This window comes from Roseateles sp. NT4 (assembly GCF_051857475.1).
Taxonomy (GTDB): Bacteria; Pseudomonadota; Gammaproteobacteria; order Burkholderiales; family Burkholderiaceae_C; genus Pelomonas.
This window is the reverse complement of record NZ_JBPZGZ010000002.1, coordinates 468,448-482,809: the sequence shown is the minus strand read 5'-3', so window position 1 is coordinate 482,809 and position 14,362 is coordinate 468,448. Positions and strand designations below refer to the sequence as shown.

The 14,362-nt window shown below is 70.2% G+C and carries 15 protein-coding genes; 4 read left to right on the top strand and 11 right to left on the bottom strand.

Features of this window, described 5'->3' with window-relative positions; genetic code table 11:
- The first annotated feature begins 145 nt into the window (after nucleotides 1-145).
- Both ACS5PN_RS11855 and ACS5PN_RS11850 read left to right on the top strand, forming a co-directional pair.
- Nucleotides 146-646 (top strand): PIN domain-containing protein, encoded by a 501-nt coding sequence (locus ACS5PN_RS11855; protein ID WP_439464155.1) that lies wholly within the window; start codon nucleotides 146-148, stop codon nucleotides 644-646.
- Complete coding sequence (locus ACS5PN_RS11850; RefSeq protein ID WP_439464154.1) at nucleotides 643-2,166, top strand: tryptophan halogenase family protein; 1,524 nt, start codon at nucleotides 643-645, stop codon at nucleotides 2,164-2,166. The genes ACS5PN_RS11855 and ACS5PN_RS11850 overlap by 4 nt, the downstream gene beginning before the upstream one ends.
- A gap of 143 nt (nucleotides 2,167-2,309) precedes the next feature.
- Here ACS5PN_RS11850 and ACS5PN_RS11845 read toward each other — a convergent pair whose 3' ends face one another.
- The 3 genes from ACS5PN_RS11845 to ACS5PN_RS11835 are packed head-to-tail and all read right to left on the bottom strand — an operon-like array spanning nucleotide 2,310 to nucleotide 4,795.
- Nucleotides 2,310-3,512 carry an MFS transporter gene (locus tag ACS5PN_RS11845; RefSeq protein WP_439464153.1) on the bottom strand — a complete coding sequence of 401 codons (1,203 nt, stop codon included), beginning with the start codon at nucleotides 3,510-3,512 and terminating at the stop codon, nucleotides 2,310-2,312.
- 48 nt (nucleotides 3,513-3,560) lie between these two features.
- A complete protein-coding gene (locus ACS5PN_RS11840; protein ID WP_439464152.1) occupies nucleotides 3,561-4,529 on the bottom strand; it encodes an extracellular catalytic domain type 1 short-chain-length polyhydroxyalkanoate depolymerase in 969 nt (322 codons plus the stop codon).
- Nucleotides 4,526-4,795 carry a DUF2789 family protein gene (locus ACS5PN_RS11835; RefSeq protein WP_439464151.1) on the bottom strand — a complete coding sequence of 90 codons (270 nt, stop codon included), beginning with the start codon at nucleotides 4,793-4,795 and terminating at the stop codon, nucleotides 4,526-4,528. Before ACS5PN_RS11835 ends, ACS5PN_RS11840 begins: the two co-directional genes overlap by 4 nt.
- 186 nt (nucleotides 4,796-4,981) lie before the next feature.
- On the opposite strand from ACS5PN_RS11835, the gene ACS5PN_RS11830 reads away from it, so the two are divergent.
- Nucleotides 4,982-6,136 (top strand): mechanosensitive ion channel family protein, encoded by a 1,155-nt coding sequence (locus tag ACS5PN_RS11830; RefSeq protein WP_439464150.1) that lies wholly within the window; start codon nucleotides 4,982-4,984, stop codon nucleotides 6,134-6,136.
- Nucleotides 6,137-6,140: 4 nt separating this feature from the next.
- Nucleotides 6,141-7,373 (top strand): potassium/proton antiporter, encoded by a 1,233-nt coding sequence (locus ACS5PN_RS11825; protein ID WP_439464149.1) that lies wholly within the window; start codon nucleotides 6,141-6,143, stop codon nucleotides 7,371-7,373.
- Here ACS5PN_RS11825 and ACS5PN_RS11820 read toward each other — a convergent pair.
- The 8 genes from ACS5PN_RS11820 to ACS5PN_RS11785 all read right to left on the bottom strand — a co-directional run bounded on the left by ACS5PN_RS11820 (nucleotide 7,370) and on the right by ACS5PN_RS11785 (nucleotide 14,294).
- Nucleotides 7,370-7,762 carry a YybH family protein gene (locus tag ACS5PN_RS11820; protein ID WP_439464148.1) on the bottom strand — a complete coding sequence of 131 codons (393 nt, stop codon included), beginning with the start codon at nucleotides 7,760-7,762 and terminating at the stop codon, nucleotides 7,370-7,372. The genes ACS5PN_RS11825 and ACS5PN_RS11820 overlap by 4 nt on opposite strands.
- 35 nt (nucleotides 7,763-7,797) lie before the next feature.
- Entirely contained in the window at nucleotides 7,798-8,715 is a 918-nt protein-coding gene (gene epsC, locus ACS5PN_RS11815; protein ID WP_439464147.1) for a serine O-acetyltransferase EpsC, read from the bottom strand.
- Between the two features lie 16 nt (nucleotides 8,716-8,731).
- Nucleotides 8,732-9,823: a calcium:proton antiporter gene (locus ACS5PN_RS11810; protein WP_439464146.1), complete on the bottom strand. Its 1,092-nt coding sequence runs from the start codon at nucleotides 9,821-9,823 to the stop codon at nucleotides 8,732-8,734.
- A gap of 43 nt (nucleotides 9,824-9,866) precedes the next feature.
- The gene (locus ACS5PN_RS11805) at nucleotides 9,867-10,346 is read right to left on the bottom strand and encodes a hypothetical protein (protein WP_439464145.1); all 480 of its coding nucleotides are present in this window, start codon (nucleotides 10,344-10,346) and stop codon (nucleotides 9,867-9,869) included.
- 5 nt (nucleotides 10,347-10,351) lie between these two features.
- The gene (locus ACS5PN_RS11800; protein ID WP_439464144.1) at nucleotides 10,352-11,113 is read right to left on the bottom strand and encodes a DUF899 domain-containing protein; all 762 of its coding nucleotides are present in this window, start codon (nucleotides 11,111-11,113) and stop codon (nucleotides 10,352-10,354) included.
- A gap of 82 nt (nucleotides 11,114-11,195) precedes the next feature.
- Complete coding sequence (locus ACS5PN_RS11795; RefSeq protein ID WP_439464143.1) at nucleotides 11,196-11,840, bottom strand: YncE family protein; 645 nt, start codon at nucleotides 11,838-11,840, stop codon at nucleotides 11,196-11,198.
- A 26-nt stretch (nucleotides 11,841-11,866) separates the two neighbouring features.
- The gene (locus ACS5PN_RS11790; protein ID WP_439464142.1) at nucleotides 11,867-13,078 is read right to left on the bottom strand and encodes a helix-turn-helix domain-containing protein; all 1,212 of its coding nucleotides are present in this window, start codon (nucleotides 13,076-13,078) and stop codon (nucleotides 11,867-11,869) included.
- 7 nt (nucleotides 13,079-13,085) lie between these two features.
- The gene (locus tag ACS5PN_RS11785; protein ID WP_439464141.1) at nucleotides 13,086-14,294 is read right to left on the bottom strand and encodes a PQQ-dependent sugar dehydrogenase; all 1,209 of its coding nucleotides are present in this window, start codon (nucleotides 14,292-14,294) and stop codon (nucleotides 13,086-13,088) included.
- Nucleotides 14,295-14,362 lie beyond the last annotated feature (68 nt).

Below are 14,362 nucleotides of genomic sequence, written 5' to 3'. Positions count from 1 at the left end.
CAAAGCCACAGAGGCGCAGAGGCACAGAGGCCGTGGGATGAAGGTCTCTCTGTGTCTCAGTGCCTCTGTGGCCGTGTTCTCTTGCCATTTGCGGCTTCGGATTTCACGCAGCACCGCCGCAGCGTCTGCAGGAAGGCCTTCTGAAGTGTTCCTGCTCGACACCGGCATCGTGCTCGAACTGCGCAAGGCCAAGGCCGGGCAGTCCGACGCCGGCCTCGCCGCCTGGGCCGCCGGCCTGCCGCGCCAGAAGCTCTTCATCTCGGCGCTGAACCTGCTGGAGCTCGAGAACGCCGCCGCCCGCCTGGGCCGCAAGGACCGCGCCGCCGGCCTGGTGGTGCGCGAGTGGATCGATGAGCGCGTGATGCCCGCCTTCGAAGGTCGCGTGCTGGCGGTCGATGCGGCCGTCGTGCGCCGCCGCGCCCAGCTGCCCTATGCCAACACCCGCGACGGCCTGCTGGCCGCGACGGCCCTGGAGCATGGCCTGACCTTCGTGACCCACCGCGTCTCGGCCTTCCGCGCCGGCCGCGTCAAGCTGCTCAACCCTTCCGGCTATGTCGCCCAACCCAGCGACGAGGACGAAGACTGGAGCCACGGCGCGCAGCAGACCGGCCACCAGTGGCTCAAGAATCTGTACACGAGAGCATGAACAAGCGACGCATCCTTATCGTGGGAGGCGGCACGGCTGGCTGGCTGACCGCCGCCTACCTGGCCAAGGCCCTGAAGCTGGCGGAGCGCAGCCATCTCGAAGTGACCGTGCTGGAGTCGCCCGACATCAGCAGCGTCGGCGTCGGCGAGGGCACCTTCCCCACCATCCGCAGCACGCTGCAGTTCCTCGGCATCGACGAGGCCCGCTTCATCCGCGAGACCTCGGCGACGCTGAAGCAGGGCATCCGCTTCGTCGACTGGGCGCGCACGCCCACCACGGGCCAGCACCAGCAGTTCTTCCATCCCTTCGAGGCGCCCTTCTACGCCGAGGATCTCAACCTCGTGCCCTACTGGCTGCTGCAGGATGAGGCCAGGCGCCTGCCCTTCGCCGAAGCCATGACGCTGCAGGTGCGCGTGGCTGAAGCCCACCGCGCGCCCAAGCGGGCCGGCGAGGCACCCTATGCGGCGCCGCTGAACTACGCCTATCACTTCGACGCGCTCAAGCTCGCCAAGCTGCTGGCCGCGCGTGCGCTCGAACTTGGCGTCAGGCATGTGCAGGGCACGGTGACCGACGTGGCCCTCGACGCCACCGGCGCCATCGCGCATCTGGACACCGCCCAGCAAGGGCGCTTCCAGGCGGAGCTCTACATCGACTGCACGGGCTTTCGTGCCGAGCTCATCGGCAAGGCCGTGGGCACGAGCTTCAAGTCCGTGCGCCACCAGCTCTTCGCCGATCGCGCCCTGGCCTGCAAGGTGCCGCTGGATGGCAACGCCGTCATGGAAAGCTCCACCATCGCCACCGCCCACGAGGCGGGCTGGCTGTGGGAGATCGGCCTGAACGGCGCGCGCGGCATCGGCTGCGTCTACTCCAGCAGCCACATCAGCGACGACCGCGCCGCCGACATCCTGCGCGACTACTGCGGTGCCGGTCATGAAGATCTGGCCATGCGCAGCATCCCTTTCACGCCCGGCTACCGCGAGCAGCAGTGGGTCAGGAACTGCGTCGCGGTCGGCCTGTCGGCCGGCTTCCTGGAGCCGCTGGAGGCCACCGGCCTCGTCCTCATCGAGGCCGCCGTCGGCATGATCGCGGAGATGCTGCCGCACAGCGGCCCCATCCATGCACCGGCGCGGCGCTTCAACGAGCTGATGACGGCCCGCTTCGAGAACATCATCAACTTCCTGAAGCTGCACTACTGCATCAGCCAGCGCGAGGAGCCGTTCTGGCGCGACAACGCCGTCGCCGCCACCATCCCCGACCGCCTCGCCGGCCTGCTGGAGGAATGGAAGCTGCGCCCGCCGGGTCGCTTCGACTTCGTGCTCGACACCGAGACCTTCGCCTTCTTCAACTACCAGTACATCCTTTACGGCATGGGCTTCGGCACCGACCTCAGCGCCGGTCGCAGCGACTTTCCGCAGACCGTGGACGCCGACAAGCTCTTCGCCAAGATCCAGCGTTTCGCCGACCGTGCCGTGGCCGATCTGCCCAGCCACCGGGCGCTGATCCAGCAGATCAACCGTTAGCCCCTCGTCCAGTCTTGCTCCGGCTGGACGCCGGCAAGCCTGATCGGTCCCCCGAGGGGACGGCGATGCATGCGGCATCAAGCCGCATGCACATCGCCCAAGGCGGGCCGGCTAGGGAGCGGCCCGGCGCTCGGCCCGCAAATTCAAGGCAAGACGCCAGGACGGGCCGGCACCCGGATGAGCACCAAGGCCACCACCGCGCTCAGCGCCAGCGCGGCCGAGAACCACAGCGCCTCGGCGCCGTAGCGGGCCAGCAGCAGGCCGAACAGCCAGGGCGACAGCGCCTGACCGAGCCGGGCCGGCAGCATCAACAGGCCCTGCCGCTGCCCATAGCCCGCGGTGCCGAACAAGGCCAGGGGCAGGGTGCCCTTGGTGATGGTCAACACGCCGTTGCCGGCGCCATGCAGCAGCGCAAAGGGAATGGCCGCGGGAGCGCCCAGCACGGCCAGCAAGGCAGCTCCGATGGGATGCATCAAGGCCGCGGCGCGCGCCGAGAACAAGGGATGAAGCCGACGCAGGAAGCCGAACTCCAGCAGTCGCCCGACGACCTGGGCCGGCCCCACCAGCGCGCCGATGGCGATGAGGGCGCCCGGCGCCACGCCCACGGCGCCGAGCAGCCGCGGCAGGTGGGCTGCCATGGCGGTGCTGACGAAGAGCGTCACCGCGAACACCCAGGCCAGCAGGGCGACCGTGCTGAAGGGTGATTCCGAGGGCTCAGCCAGTGGCTGCGTCGAGCGGGCCTCCATCGCCGGGCGAGGAGGCCTGCCGGCCTGGGGCAGCCAGGCATTCAGCGGCAGGCCCAGCACCAGATGCAGGCCGGCCCAGGCCCAGCAGGCGCCGCGCCAGCCCCAGGCGTGCTCCATCGCGGCCGTCAGCGGCCAGCCGACCGTGCTCGCAAAGCCGGCGATCAGCGTGATGCCGGTGATGGCGCTTCGGGCGTCCTGGCCGTACAGGCGCACCAGCGACGCAAAAGCGGCTTCGTACAAGCCGCTGCCCATGGCCACACCCATGACCAGCCAGGCGGCGAACAGGCCGATGGGGCCGCTGGCCAGGGCCATCGCGCCGAGACCCAGCGCAAAAAGTACGCTGGTCGCCATCAGCACCGGCCGGCCGCCCCAGCGGTCGATGCGACGGCCTGAATGCGGCCCGACGAAGGCCGATACGACCAGGGCCGCCGAAAAGGCGGCGAACACCGTGGGTTCGTCCACACCCAGTTCGACCGCCATCGGCCGCGCCAGCAGGGCCGGCAGGTAGTAGGACGAGGCCCAGGCCAAGGTCTGGGCCATGCCCAGCGTGGTCACGACGTGCAGTCGTGCCGGCGTCGCTTGGTTGCCCTCCTCGTCCATGCGCGGATTCTGATCGACGCCTTGGCGGCGCCCGTCATCGCGCGGCCCTCAGTCCTGGGTGTTCGCAGGCCGCGTGGACTCGAACTGCCGCGCGACAAAGCGCCACACCATGCGCGAGGCATCCGGCCCGTTGGCATCGCTGAAGCGCTGGCGGGCCGCGCCGCCGCTCCAGGCATGGCCAAGTTGGTCGACCTCCACCAGCGTGGCGACGACGTCGCGCGAACGTTTGAACTGCGTGACCCGCATCGGGTAGCGTTTGCCGCGGCGCTGCTCCTGCACGGGCTCCTGCCGCGCGCCGGCGGCCTCGGACCACAGCAGCGCGGCCGAGCCGGCATTGCGGGCGGACACGACGCGGTCAGCGTCGCCGTGGATGACCATCAGTGGTGGCCAGTCGCCCGCCGAGCGCGGCTGCAGCGGTTGGCGTCTGCCTTGCATCGCGCCGATGGCCGCAGCAGGCGTGCTCGCCGTGCCCGGGGGCACGCCCGAGTGCATGACCAGGGCCTTGAAGCGTTCCGGATAGCGCGTGGCCAGCAGGGCGGCCATGCTGGCGCCGGCAGACAGCCCGGCCAGGGCGACGCGTCCGCGGTCGGCCGCGTAGAGCATGCAGACCTGGTCGACGGCCTTCATTATCCAGGCCGCCTCGGTGAAGGCGCGACCGGTCTGCGTTTCGAACCAGTTCCAGCAACCCTGGGCGTTCGCCAGCCGCGGCTGTTCCGGATACAGCACCAGGAAGCGCTCCCGCGTAGCGACGGCATTCATGCGCGTGCTGTCCGCGAAGCTCTTCGCATCCTGGTGACAGCCATGCAGCATGACGAGCAGCGGCAGCTTCTCGCCGAAGCGCACGCCCGCCGGTCGGAACAGGTAGTAGCGGCGCGGCCCGTCGGTGCCCATGACGAGGCCCATCAGCCAGCTGCCGCCGCTCGACTGGGGCCGGTGGCGCTCGCGCAATGGCCGCGTCGCACTGCGGATCAGGGCGGCATTGCGGTTCAGCAACGCCGACCAGGAAGGCTGCTTCATCCCTGATCCAGATCGGCCGGATCCGGATGCTCGCGCAACGCTGCGTTGAGCTGGTCGATCTGCCCGCACCAGTCGCCATCGTCCTGATGCCACTGCTCGCGGATGAAGGCGACCTGGCTCGCTGTCCAGAACGGTGCCTCGGACAGATTCAGCGTCTGCGGCAGCGGGCGGTGTCGGCGGATGAACTGCTTGATGTCGGCCGGCGAATCCGGCAGGCCGAGCTGGCAGAACAAGGCCGTCATGTCGTGGTGCGTGGTGGTGTCCATGGCGCGTCCTTTTCAAGGGCGGTCGGTGATGTGCAGAACTTAGATGGCGACGGCTTCGCGTGGTGTCAGCCGACACCGCGTCCTCACCCTGTCAGCCAAGGCCCACAGCCCCCGCTTCCGCCCGCTGACAGACGGGCGGCGCCTGCAGGCCTAGGGTCAGGGGATTGAAGACTGCTGGAGGTCGCAATGACCTGGAACGATTTCATCGAACGAGCGCAAGCTGCCTGGCCGCACGTGGGCTGGACCGAAGTCCTGCCCGCCCTGCTGGCGGGTGCCCTCACCATCCTCGTCATCAAGCTGGGCCTGCGCTTTGTCGTGCAGCGGCTGCGCACACTGTCGCAGCGCACCAGCAGCACGCTGGACGACGGCGTCGTCAGCGTGCTGGAGCGCACCAACGGCACGCTGATCTGGGTGGTGGGCCTGTTGGTGGGCCTGAACATGCTGCCGCTGGACGACCGCTGGCATGACCGCGTGTCGCAGCTGTGGTTTGCCGTCGTGGCCCTGCAGCTCGGCCTGTGGGCCCAGCAGGCCGTGGCCCAGGTGCTGGCTGCCCAGCAGAGGCGGCACGGCGGCACCGCGGCCCTGTCGGCCTCGGCCACGCTGCTCAGCTGGGGCCTGCGCGGCGCCTTGTGGGTCATCGTGGTGCTGGCCGTGCTGTCCAACCTGGGCGTCAACATCACCGCCTTCGTCGCATCGCTGGGCATCGGCGGCATCGCGCTGGCGCTGGCGGTGCAGAACATCCTCAGCGACCTGTTCGCGTCGCTCGCCATCGCCGTGGACAAGCCCTTCGAGGTGGGTGACTCCATCACCGTCGGCGACGTCACCGGCACCGTGGAGCGCGTGGGCCTGAAGACGACGCGCATCCGCAGCCTGGGCGGCGAGCAGATCGTCATGTCCAACGCCGAACTGCTCAAGCGCACGGTGGCCAACTTCAAGCGTCTGCAGACGCGCCGCGTGGCCTTCAACTTCGGCATCACGGTCGATGCCTCGGCCGACGACGCCGCCGCCGTGCCGCCGCTGGTCAAGTCCCTCATCGAGGCCGACCCCAAGCTCGAACTGGTGCGCGCCCACTTCAAGGGCTTTGGTGAGAGCTCGCTGAACTTCGAGGTGGTGTACCGCGTCAACGACTCGAGCTATGACGTCTACATGGACCACCAGCAGGCGCTCAACCTGGCGCTGATGCGCGAGCTGGAGAAGCGCGGCATCCGCCTGGCCTTCACGACCAACACGGTCAATGTCGTCGGCCTGCAGGCCCAGGCCGTTCCGGCGCCCGCAGCCCAGGCCGCGGTGCGCAAGGGTGCCTCGCCGGACGCGCCCGACGTCGTGCCGGCCGCCGGCTGATCCCGTGATCCACAGTGCTGCCGCCGGCCCCGAGTTGCTGACGGCGGCCATTGCGGCCCTGGTCATCGTCGCCATCGCCGGCGCCCTCTACACCCACCGCCTGGGTCTGTCGCATCTGCTGGTCTTCATGGCGGTCGGCATGCTGACCGGCGTGGACGGCCCGCTGGGTCTGCCCTTCGACGACCACCGCATGGCCGTCACCTTGGGCAACCTGGCCCTGGCGCTGATCCTTTTCGACGGCGGCCTGCGCACGCGTTGGAGCGAGGTGCGCCGCGCCATGCTGCCGGCCGGCTTGCTGGCGACGGTGGGCGTCGCGATCACGGCCTTCATCGTGGCGGGTATCGCGAGGGGGGTGCTGGGCATGCCCTGGACCGAGGGCCTGCTGCTGGGCGCGGCGGTGTCCTCCACCGACGCCTCGGCCGTGTTCGCACAGTTCAGCGCCAGCAAGTTGAACCTGGAGCCGCGCCTGGCGGCCACCATCGAGGTCGAGTCGGCGTTGAACGATCCCATGGCCATGGTGCTGACCATCGGCCTGATCACGTGGCTGACCCCCTTCGGCCAGACGGGCGACGCCCAGGTGACCAGCCTCGCCGACCTGTTGCCGCTGCTGGCCGAGCAGCTGGGCCTGGGCCTTGCTGCAGGTGGGTTGGGCGGCCTGTTGGCCGCCTGGTGGGTGAGCAAGCTGCCCATCACCGACGACCACGACGGACTGGCCGCACTGCTGATGGCGGCACTGGGCTTCCTGCTCTTTGCCGTCACCAACCGCTGCGGCGGCTCCGGCTTCCTGGCCGTCTACGTGGCCGGCCTGCTGGTACGCCACCGGGCCGAGCGCGTCGCCAAGCTGAGCCTGCCGGGCCTGAATGGCTACACCTGGCTGGCCCAGGCGGTGCTGTTCCTGCTGCTGGGCCTGCTGGTCACGCCGCACGAGGTCTTGCGCATCATCGGTCCGGCCCTGCTGCTGGCCGTCGGCCTGATGCTGATCGCGCGGCCGGCTGCGGTGTTCCTGTGCCTGGCGCCACTGGGCTTTGGCTGGCGAGCCCAGTGCTTCGTCGCCTGGTCGGGCCTGCGTGGCGCCGTGCCCATCGTGCTGGCCACCTACCCGGTGCTGGCCGGCCTGAAGGACGGCTGGCGCTTCTTCGACGTGGCCTTTGTCGTCGTGCTGCTGTCGTTGCTGGTGCAGGGGCCGACGCTGGCGCCGCTGGCGCGGCGCCTCGGCCTGGATCGGAGCGATTCCTAGGACACGGGCATCAGCAGGTTGGCGTCACGCGCCAGCTTCCAGCGGCCCTCGTCCTTGCGCAGGACCGTCAGCGTGTGGCCATCCAGGCGCTTCGCCGGCGAGCCGTCGGGTGGCGTGGCGGTGACGCTGAGACGGCTGCGCATGAAGGCCCAGTCGCCCATGACCTGCACCTCCAGGATGTTGCTGTGGCCATCGAACTTGGGCGCCTTGCCGCGCGCCTGGCCCTCGGCCGCCTTGGCGAAGTCGGTCTTGGTCATGGGCGCCCGGCCCGGCGTCAGGAAGACCGCGTCATCTGTCATCAGGCCGAGCACGGTGGCGGTATCGCCCTCGCGCGTGGCGGCCATCCAGGTCGCGACCAGGTCGCGGATCTCTTGTTCGTCGGCTTGCATGGGACACCTTGGCGCACCGGTGCGGGCGCGCTGTTTCAGGTTGTGCCGGCGAGGGAGTCCGCCTGCGTGACGAGGCTGCCCGGTGCGACGCTGCGCGTCAGCCAGACATTGCCGCCGATGACGGCGCCACGCCCGATGGTGACACGGCCCAGCACGGTGGCACCGGCGTAGATGACGGCCTCGTCCTCGACGATGGGGTGGCGCGGCTGGCCCTTGACGAGATTGCCGTCTCCATCGGTGGGGAAGCTCTTGGCCCCCAGCGTGACGTTCTGGTAGATACGCACCCGCTCGCCGATGACGGCCGTCTCGCCAATGACGACGCCGGTGCCATGGTCGATGAAGCAGCCGCTGCCGATGGTGGCGCCGGGGTGGATGTCGATGCCGGTGTCGGCGTGGGCCAGCTCGGCGACGACGCGGGAGATCAGCGGCAGGCCGAGCTTGTAGAGCTCGTGGGCCAGGCGGTGGCTGATCAGCGCGCGCACGCCGGGGTAGCAGAGCAGCACCTCGTCGACGCTGCGCGCGGCCGGGTCGCCCTGGTAGGCGGCGAGCACGTCGCTGTCCAGCAGCACGCGCACACCGGGCAGGGTGCGCAGGAAGCGGGTGGCCAGTGCGGCCGCCACCTCGGGTCCCGGGGCATCGCCGCCGCGCTGGCGGGCCTCGTGGCGCAGCTCCAGCCCGGCCTGCTGGCGCAAGGTTGCCATGGCGGTGCCGATGGTGTGGCCGACGTAGAAGTCCTCGTTCTCGGGCTGCAGCGTCGGCGGGCCCAGGCGCATCGGGAACAGCGCGCCCGACAGGCACTGCACCATGCCTGCGAGCAGCTCGCGCGAGGGCAACTCGCGGCCGTCATCGCCGCGGCGGTGGGCGTCGCGCCACTGCCGGCGCGCGCCGCGCAGGGCTTCGACGACGGACTGCAGTTCCTCGCCGGGGGTGGATGCTTGTTGAGGGTCGGTCATGGCGGTGGGGGCGGTGTCAGACGCCCAAGGATGCCAGCATCAGAAAGGCCATGAAGAGCACGAAGTGGGTCATGCCCTCGATGGCATTCGTCTCGCCGTCGTGGATGTTGATGGAAGCGACGATCAACGACAGGAACATCATCACCGTCTGGGCCGGCGACAGCGCCATCTGGATGGGCTTGCCCGTCGCCAGGGCCAGGGCCTCGATGATGGGGATGGTCAGGATGACGGTCGACAGCGAAGCACCCAGCGCGATGTTGACCACCGGCTGCATGCGGTTGGCCAGGGCCGCGCGCAGGGCGGTCAGGATCTCGGGCGCGGCCGAGATGGTGGCCACCAGCAGCGGCGCCACGATGGGCGGCACACCGACACCGGCCAGGCCCGCGTCCAGCGTCACCGACATGACCTCGGCCAGCAGGCCGATCAGCGCGACGCCCACGGCCATCAGGGCGATGGGCGTGGCCAGCGGTCCGTGCGCGGAGGCTGGCGCCGTCGCGTCGCGCGGCTTGGCGTGCTGGGCATAGCTGTAGCTGAAGAAATAGCTGTGCCGCCCGGTCTGCATGCGCAGGAAGAGGGCGTAGAGCAGCACCATGACGACGATGGTGAACAGCGAATAGCTCCGCCAATGCTCGCTGGGGATGAAGGCCGGCAGCACCATGGAGACGCCCACGGCCGTGAGGATCATCACCACATAGGTGTTGCCGGAGTCGACGTTGTAGGGCTGCTCGCCATGCTTGAGGCCGCCCAGCAGCGCTGACAGACCGAGCAGGGCGTTGATGTCCAGCATGACGGCCGAGTAGATGGTGTCGCGCACCAGCGTCGGCGAGGTCGTGTGGCTCATCATGATGGCCAGGATCACCACCTCCACCAGCACCGCGCTCAGCGTCAGCACCATGGTGCCGTAAGGCTCGCCGACACGCTCGGCCAGTTCCTCCGCATGATGGGCCACGCGCACCGAGGCCAGCAGGATGGCGAGGATCAGCGCGATGGCAGCCGCCAGCGATGCGGCCTGGCCGGCGGCCAGGGCCGCGTGTTCCAGCGGCAGGGCGACGACGGCCGCGAGCGCCGCAATGATCAGGAAGACCTCGCGGCGGAGGAGCGCAAACATGGTGGAGCGAGAGTGAAGGGGCGCCGATTGTAGGAATCGCCCTTTATTGCCTCCAGCGCAGCCACAGGGATTGACCGCCGAGCGCCAGGGCGGCCGTCACCGCCAGCATGGCCGCCATGTGCACGGCCACGGCCGCCAGCGCCAACAGCAGCGAGCCCGAGGCGGTGATCTCGCGCGCCGGCGAGGCGCTCAGGCACAGGGGCACCAGGGCCGGCACCAGCATCAGGCCGCTGCCATGGGCGCTGGCGACCAGGCAGGACCACAGGGCCAGGCCGGCCTTGGCGTGTCGCTTCGCCAGCGCGATCAGCAGCAGCCCGCCGCTCAGCCATTGCCCGGCGTTCATGGAGCCCCCGAAGGCAACCAGCAGCGCCACGCCGCCGACGGCGGCCGCATGCCCGAGCGCGATGGGCAGCAGGGCCCGGCGCGCATCCTTCGAGCACGCGGCCAAGCCCCAGCCGGTCGCGGGGTTGAGCCCGTGCAATGCGCCAGCACCTGCCAGGGCGAGCCAGGGCCAGATGCTCATGACCTTCAGGCCTTGACGCCGCCGCAGCAGGCCGCCGGCGCGGGCGCTTGCGACTCGTAGCGGTCGTGGTGGCGCACCCACTCCATCGTGTAGCTCAGGCCCGCCTCGTCGCGGCCCCGCGGCGTCAGGTCGATGAGGTTGTAGGTTCCCATCATCACTTCCACGCCGCGGCCGAAGGTCGAGTAGGTGTGGAAGACCTGGGCGTCGTCGTCCTTCAAAAAGATGCTGATGCCGGGCGCCTCTTCGTTGGGGAAGGGCGTCATGTGGAAGTTGTAGTAGACGGCGCCATCGACGCGGTCGGCCGGCGTGAAGCTGACGTGGAAGTCGCGGTTGAAGTCGTTGCCGTTGGACGAGGCCCAGGCGAACTGCCAACCCATGCGACGCTTGAAGGCCTCGATCTCGGCCAGCGGTGCGCGCGACACGGCCAGCAGGGCGATGTCGCGCTGGGCCAGGTGGGGCGCCATGCCGTCGAGGTGATCGGCCATGAAGGAGCAACTCTTGCAGCCCTGCTCCCAGCCGGGTGCCAGCATGAAGTGCTGCACCAGCAGCTGGCGCCGGCCCTGGAACAGCTCGCTCAGCTTGCGCGGGCCGTCGGGGGTGTCGAAGACATAGGCGTCGTCGTCCAGCCGCACCCAGGGCAGGGCGCGGCGCTCGGCGGCGAGTTGGTCCTGCTGCTGGGTCAGTTCCTTCTCGCGGGCCAGCAGGGCCTTGCGTTCGGCGATCCAGCGGTCGCGGGTGACGATGGGATGGGGTGTCGGTGCGTTCATCGAAAGACTCCGTGGGGGTGGGAAGGCAATGCAGCGGCTCCACCCGGGCGCGGGTGGGTGTCTGCTCAGGGGGAATCAGCGCTTAGGCGCGCTTGGGTCGGCGCACGGCCCGGACTTTTCCGGTGCCGCCGCCGCCCGCGTAGAACAGGTCGGCGCCGTCGGACTCGAGGCCGCTGACATTGGTGCCGGCCGGCATCTGCAGGCTTTGCAGCACCGTGCCGTCGGCGGGGTCGATGCGGCGGATCTCGCTGGCGTCGTCTTCCCAGGTGCCGTGCCAGAGCTCGCCGTCCACCCAGGTCACGCCGGTGACGAAGCGGTTGGACTGGATGGTGCGGCGGATGGCGCCGGTCTCGGGATCGATCTGGTAGATCTTGCGTTCGCGGTGATGGCCCACCCACAGGCTGCCCTCGGCCCAGGCCAGGCCCGAGTCGCCGCCCTGGCCGGGCGCGGGGATGGACGCGACGACGGCGCCGCTCTCGGGGTCGATCTTGTCGATGCGGGCCTCGGCAATCTGGAACAGATAGCGGCCGTCGAAGGCCGTACCGGCATCGGCCGGGCGGGCAATGCGCTTGCGCGGCTCGCCGCTGGCCGGGTCGAAGGCGACCAGGGCGGGGCCGGTCGCAGCCCAGACGCAGCGACCGTCGTGGGTCACGCCGCCCACCTTGTCGACGCCCTCGAAGGGGCCGTATTCACGGACGATTTCTGCGGCTTGTGTTGCGATGCTCATGGTTTGCTCCTTGCGATGGCTCAACCTTAGCCAAGCGGCAGCGCGGCGGGGAGTAACAAGATCGTCGTGAATCCGGTCAGCGGCGGCGCCAGCCAGCGCCGCGCCCGCGTCTGGCCGATGGCGCGTACCCGGCCGGCGGCCTCCAGTTCGGCCAGTTCGCGCTGCACATTGCGCTGGCTTTCACCCAGCGCCAGCGCCAGGGCCGAAGTCGACCAGGCCGCGCCGTCGGCCAGCAGGGCCAGCAGCTCGCTGGCCTCGCCTTCCATCGGTGGCGCCAGCACGGCCACGTCGGGCGCGCGCAGCGCAAAGCCGCGTGCGGTGGCCTCGATGGCGGCGACGGGTTTGACCAGGGCGCGCAACCGGCCGATCTCGACGCGCAAGCGGGCCCGGTGGGTCTCGTCGACCTCGCGGATGCGGAAGGCGCGGGCGATCAGCGTGTCGCGGTCGGCCTCACCCGGCCAGGCTTCGGCCAGCGTGCGCAACAGCGTGAACAGGATGGGTCGGCGGGCCAGGTCCAGCCGGAGCGCGCCGGCGCGCAGGCCGTGGCGGCAGGCGTCGACGACCAGGGCACCCGAGTCCATCAGCGACGCCACATCCTGCAGCCGCAGCGGTTGCCATTCGCCGTCCAGCAGCCGGCGCGCGGCCGTGTGGTTCAGCGTGGCGGCTGCGTCATCGATCTCGGCCTGCAGTGCTGGCACGCCGCTGCGTGCGGCGGCGTCGCGGCCACGAGCGAGGGCGGCGCTCACCTCGCGCAGGCGCAGCGAACGCAGCGCCAGCTCGGCCGTGGCCAGGGCCGCGACGGCGGCAGGCAGGGCTGGCATGGCCTGGCCCTCCAGCGGTTGGAGCAGCCGGGCCGCTTCGTCGAGGCGGCCCAGCAGCAATTGCTGGCGCGCCGCGATCAGCCGGGCCTGCAGGGCATTGCTGCGGTCGCCTCCGGCTTCAAGCGTGGCCATCGCGGCTTCCAGCAGCCGTGGTGCGCCGCTGAAGTCGCGCAAGGCCAGGGCCACCTCGGCCTCTGCGACAACGCAGCGCGCCTGCGCCAAGGCTTCGTGCTTGCCAAAGCCCTGGGCCGCGCGCTTGAGCAGCTCACGCGCCCGGCCGTGCTCGCCGAGCTGTGCCATGGCAATGCCGCGCAGGGCCAGGGCCGGCGGGTCCTCGCGCAGGGCGACGCGCTTCAGCGCCGTCAGCGCATCTCCGGCGGCCAGGGCGCGTGCGGCGGCGGAGATCAGCGAGTCCACGGTCGGTCTACCTGCCGGTCCGTGGCATCAGCAGCAGCAGGTCGCCGTTGCGGTCCTCGGTGATCCACAGCCGCCCCTGCTCGTCCTGGTCGACGTCGGTGGGCGCGCCCATGGGATGCTTGCCCTTCTGTGCATCCCAACCTTCGATCAGCGGCAGCGGCTCGCCCACGGGATGGTGCTTCTTGTCATCGAAGCGCCAGGCCATCAGCCGGTGGCCGCTGGGCTGGTAGCCATGCCAGGTCATGACCAGGCTGCCCTGCCACTTCGCCGGCGCGCCCTTGCCGTAGAACAGCATGCCCAGCGGCGCGGCATGGGCCGGGATCAGGCGGGCCGGCGCGGTGAAGTCCTTGCAGCTGCCGGCGCCATAGCTGTTGTCCAGCACATCGTTGCCGGTGCAATGCGGCCAGCCATAGTGCTTGCCGGCCTCGACGCGGTTCAGCTCGTCGGGCGGCGAGCCCTTGTCGTACTGGTCGCCGGCCAAGGTGTCGCGGCTGTTCTCGGCCTGCCAGAGCTCACCGGTTTCCGGCTGGATGGCCAGGCCGACGGAGTTGCGCAGGCCCCAGGCCAGGGGCTGGCCCTCCCAGGCCGTGGCGTTCTTGGGTGTGTACTTCCACACCGCGGCCCAGGGCGCCTTGCCGCCGGTCTGCGGGCAGCCCTTGTCGTTGCCCGCGTCGACGCCGTCGAAGGCCTCGCAGTGGTCACTGGGCGAGCCGACGTTGATCAGCAGTGCACCGGTCGCGTCGATGACGAAGGACTTCAGCGGGTGGCGGCCCTGGGCGGGCAGGTCGGCGATGAGGGGGGCCAGCCGCGCGGGATTCAGTTCGACCTGGCTGATGCGGTGCGTCTCGGCCAGCAGCACCCGGCCCTGCGCATCCTTGCGCAGGCCATGCGGGCGGTCCAGGCCCTTCAGCAGCACCGTCACCTTGAAGGGCTTGCCGGGCTCTCGCGTCAACTCCAGCAGCCGGCCGCGGCCGGGGTTCCAGTTGCCCATGTCGGTGACGAGCAGGTGGTTGGGGCCGAGGGCCAGCACACCGCGCGGGCGGCCCAGGTTGGAGGCCGCCAGTGCCAGGCAGAACTCGGGCGCCACCTGCAGTGAGGTGATCGCCGGCAGGCCGTCGCACTGGCCCTGGGTGCGGTAGGCGGGCGGCTCGGCCCAGGCGGGTGCGGCCAGCAGGGCGGCCAGGGTGCAGAGGGCGTGACGGATCGTGAGGCTCATGCGGCCATTGTGTCGGTCCCGGCACTGATACAGCACGCCGCACGCCGTCCCGCGCTGTAGCTTCACGC